This window comes from Bradyrhizobium sacchari (assembly GCF_002068095.1).
Classification (GTDB): Bacteria; Pseudomonadota; Alphaproteobacteria; order Rhizobiales; family Xanthobacteraceae; genus Bradyrhizobium; species Bradyrhizobium sacchari.
In genome coordinates this window covers 151,269-155,160 of record NZ_LWIG01000033.1, presented here as the reverse complement: position 1 = coordinate 155,160, position 3,892 = coordinate 151,269, and the positions used below count along the sequence as shown (strand labels likewise).

The following is a 3,892-nucleotide window of genomic DNA, read 5'->3' as shown; positions in this document are numbered from 1 at the left end:
GCCACTGGCGCCGCCACATCGCGCCTGACCGGCGACGAATGCTCGCCGACCGGGATTCACTGGACCTACGACACCTACGCGCTGTCGCAGGGAACGACGCGGGCAATATCGCGTCTCGGCGCAAACTCCTGGTTCTTCGTTTCAGTTGACTATTCTCTTGGCGCCCAGCTCGAGGCCGACAGCCGCAAGGTCATCGAGGCCATGAACGGCAAGGTGATCGGCGCAGTGAAACATCCGCTCAACACGCCGGATTTCTCGTCCTTCCTGCTCCAGGCGCAGTCGTCGAAGGCGGAGGTGATCGCGCTCGCCGATGCCGGCGGCGACTTCATCAACGCCGTCAAGCAGGCCGGCGAATTCGGGATCACGCAGCGGCAGAAGCTGGTCGCTCTGCTTGCCTTCATTGCCGACATTCACAGTCTCGGTCTCCAGAGCGCCCAGGGCCTGATGTTGAGCTCGGCGTTCTACTGGGACCTGAACGACGAGACGCGGGCCTGGTCGAAGCGCTTCATCGCAAAGACCCAGAAGGTCCCGACCATGATCCACGCCGGCACCTATGGCGCCGTGATGCACTACCTCAAAGCGGTTCAGTCGGCGGGTACGCTGGATGGGCCGACCGTCGCCGCCAGGATGCGCGAGATGCCCGTGAACGATTTCATGACGAAGAATGGCCGGATCCGTGAGGACGGCCGGCTGGTCCGCGACATGTATCTGTTTCGCGTCAAGTCGCCCGAGCAGTCGAAATACAAGTTCGACTATTACGAGCTGCTGGCGACGATCCCGGGTGACGAGGCTTTCCGGCCGATGGAGCAGGGTGGATGTCCGCTCTTGAAAAAGCCATGACCGACGCTCGAACGGCAGCACGAAGCCCGATCGACGAGATCATTGCGGGCCGCTTTGCGTGCCGCGACTTCTCAAACGCGCCGGTCGCGCGAGAGACCATCGAGCAGATTCTACGCGTGGCCCGGTTTGCGCCAAGCGGCGCCAACATCCAGCCTTGGCACGTCTACGTGCTGGCGGGGGCCGCGAAGGACGGGGTGTCCGCGGCATTGCGCGAAGCGCATGAAACCGCTCGCGACGCGCACGTGTCGGAGTACAGCTACTACGCCAGCGACCTGCCCGAACCCTATCTGCGGCGACGCCAGGAGTTTGGCCGGCTGTTCTATGGCTCGCTCGGCATCGCCCAGACCGACAGCGAAGCCAGAAGCGGCCAGACTGCCAAGAACTATGCGTTCTTTGGCGCACCCGTCGGGCTGATCGTCACGATCGACCGGCGCCTGCAGGTGGGCAGCTGGCTCGACCTCGGCATGTTCGTCCAGAACGTGCTGCTGGCCGCGGCAGGCCACGGGCTTCAGTCCTGTCCGCAGGAGACGTTCTCGAAATACCACCGGATCCTGCGTCCGTTGCTGTCGATCCCGGCGGAACAGATGGTGGTCTGCGGCATCTCGATCGGCCACGCCAGGGACGTCGCCAAGGGCAGGCTGATGCCGCGCGCGGATATCACGGAGTTTGCCTCGTTTGCGGGCTTCGAGGACCAGAGTGCAACCCAATTGGAAAGGACATGGCCATGGGAAACCGAGACGAGCTGATCCAGTGCAGCATTCCGTTTCTGCGCGAGGTCAAGGACATGACGCCGGGCGCGGAGATGGAACGGTGGCTCAATCAAAAATACGGCGAGGGTAGCCAGCTCTACCAGGACCTGGCGCGCCTGATTAAACTCGGGGTCGAGGAAGGCTGGGCGGCGAACCAGGAAGTCGAAGGACCCAACTACCGGCGCAGCCGCATCCTGGAGCCGGTGCCCGAGACATTCCAGTTCAGCATCACGGCCGTCTACATGAACAGCACCGATCCGCGCCGCTTCAAGGACGAGGACGACCACGACGTGCTGCGCGGGCAGTATCACGGCCACCCCTATGGCGAGCTGAACCTGGTCGTGCCGCTGGACAAGGGCGCCGAACTTAGGGGGCTCCAGGGCTGGCAGGGGCCCGGCTGGACCGCACCCGATCCCGGCAGCCGTCACTATCCCGAGGTCCGCGGCGGCGCCGTCATCGCGCTGTTTTATCTGCCCGCCGGGCGCATCTCCTACGACTTCGCCGCGCCGTCCTGACGGCCGGCCGGCCCACGGGTGATGCCGGACGCTAGCGTCGCTCAATTGCAAGATGGCGCAGCCGAGGCCCGCGCGGGTGACGATGAGTCGCGACGGCCAGGCTGCGGCGCGGTCCGGTTATCAACGGTGAGGAGGGATTTCGGTGGCCTGACGCGAAGCGCGCCAGCCCTGACGGCCATATCCGTAATTCGCATAAGGTATATTATGGAATATATTTATATACAATCAGATCAGTTATTTAGGAAGAATTCCTCTCACCGCGCCTTCGCTCCAGTGACGTTTCCGGCCTGGCTCTCGGCCGTCGTTCCAGCCCTTGACGGCTACTGTGCATGGGGTTGCTTTCGCATTTTTTGGATCAGGCCCCACGTGCCGAAAGCCGATATTGCCGTGACGTTGTCCGGCTGCAATAAGCGAGCTTCGCGAGATCGCAGATGACCTTCTGACGCGACGTCCGTATAGGTTTGCATCTCAGAACAAAAACAATCCTTCCGAGGAAGCAGACCCATGGTCTTTTCAACGCGCTTTTCCCGACGCACGCTTCTCAAGGCCTCCGCCGCGACCGCGGTCCTGGGCGGCATTGGCGCGCCCCATGTCGCCCGCGCCCAGAGCGCCCAGTTCACCTACAAATATGCCAACAACCTGCCGGACAGCCATCCGCTGAACGTGCGCGCCAAGGAGATGGCGGCGGCAATCAAGGCCGAGACGGGCGGCAAGTTCGACCTCCAGATCTTCCCGAACAACCAGCTCGGGTCCGACACGGACATGCTGAGCCAGATCCGCTCCGGCGGCGTCGAGTTCTTCACGCTGTCGGGCCTGATCCTGTCGACCCTGGTGCCGGCGGCGTCCATCAACGGCATCGGCTTTGCGTTCCCGGACTACGACACGGTCTGGAAGGCCATGGACGGCGATCTCGGCGGCTTTGTCCGCGGCGAGATCAAGAAGGCCGGCCTCGAGGTCATGGACAAGATCTGGGACAACGGCTTCCGCCAGACCACGTCCTCGTCCAAGCCGATCACCGGTCCGGATGATTTCAAGGGCTTCAAGATCCGCGTCCCGGTGTCGCCGCTGTGGACCTCGATGTTCAAGGCGTTCGACGCCGCGCCCGCCTCGATCAATTTCGCCGAGGTGTATTCGGCGCTCCAGACCAAGATCGTCGAGGGCCAGGAGAACCCGCTGGCGATCATCTCGACCGCCAAGCTCTACGAGGTGCAGAAGTACTGCTCGCTGACCAACCACATGTGGGACGGCTTCTGGTTCCTGGCCAACCGGCGCGCCTGGAGCGCGCTGCCCGAGGACGTCCGCACCGTCGTCGCCAAGAACATCAATGCCGCCGCGGTCAAGGAGCGCGAGGATACCGCTAAGCTCAATGCCAATCTCCAGCAGGAGCTCGCGGCCAAGGGCCTGACCTTCAACCAGCCTGCCGTGGCGCCGTTCCGCGACAAGCTGCGCGCCGCCGGATTCTATGCCGAGTGGAAGGGCAAGTACGGTGACCAGGCCTGGGATCTCCTGGAAAAGGCCGTCGGCAAGCTGTCGTAACGCGTGGGGCCGTCATGGCTCATGTCGAGGTTCAGGTGATCGAAGTGACGGGCGAGGCGGCTGTTCAGTCCCCTCGCCGACCTTCCTTGCTGGCCTCGACGGAGCGCCTCCTCGGCCTTCTGGTCGAGGTCCCGGCGGCCATTCTGGTGGTCGCCGAGATCGTGATCCTGTTCGCCGGCGTCGTCGCACGCTACGGCGTGCACCGGCCGCTGATCTGGTCGGACGAGCTCGCCTCGATCCTGTTCCTGTGGC

At 63.6% G+C, this 3,892-nt stretch carries 4 protein-coding genes and 1 pseudogene; all 5 read left to right on the top strand.

Translation table 11 applies throughout. The features are described 5' to 3' along the window. On the top strand, positions 1–840 hold an 840-nt coding region (locus A5906_RS28745; RefSeq protein ID WP_245326956.1), incomplete at its 5' end, for an ABC transporter substrate-binding protein. After that, complete coding sequence (locus A5906_RS28740; RefSeq protein ID WP_245326955.1) at positions 816–1,586, top strand: nitroreductase; 771 nt, start codon at positions 816–818, stop codon at positions 1,584–1,586. The genes A5906_RS28745 and A5906_RS28740, both read left to right, overlap by 25 nt. Beyond that, positions 1,565–2,104 carry a 4-hydroxylaminobenzoate lyase gene (locus A5906_RS28735; protein ID WP_080138584.1) on the top strand — a complete coding sequence of 180 codons (540 nt, stop codon included), beginning with the start codon at positions 1,565–1,567 and terminating at the stop codon, positions 2,102–2,104. The genes A5906_RS28740 and A5906_RS28735 overlap by 22 nt, the downstream gene beginning before the upstream one ends. 504 nt (positions 2,105–2,608) lie before the next feature. Beyond that, positions 2,609–3,640, top strand: a complete 1,032-nt coding sequence (locus tag A5906_RS28730; RefSeq protein WP_080138583.1) for a TRAP transporter substrate-binding protein — start codon at positions 2,609–2,611, stop codon at positions 3,638–3,640. 14 nt (positions 3,641–3,654) lie between these two features. Next, positions 3,655–3,892: pseudogene (locus tag A5906_RS45225) on the top strand (ABC transporter permease); the annotation flags it as partial.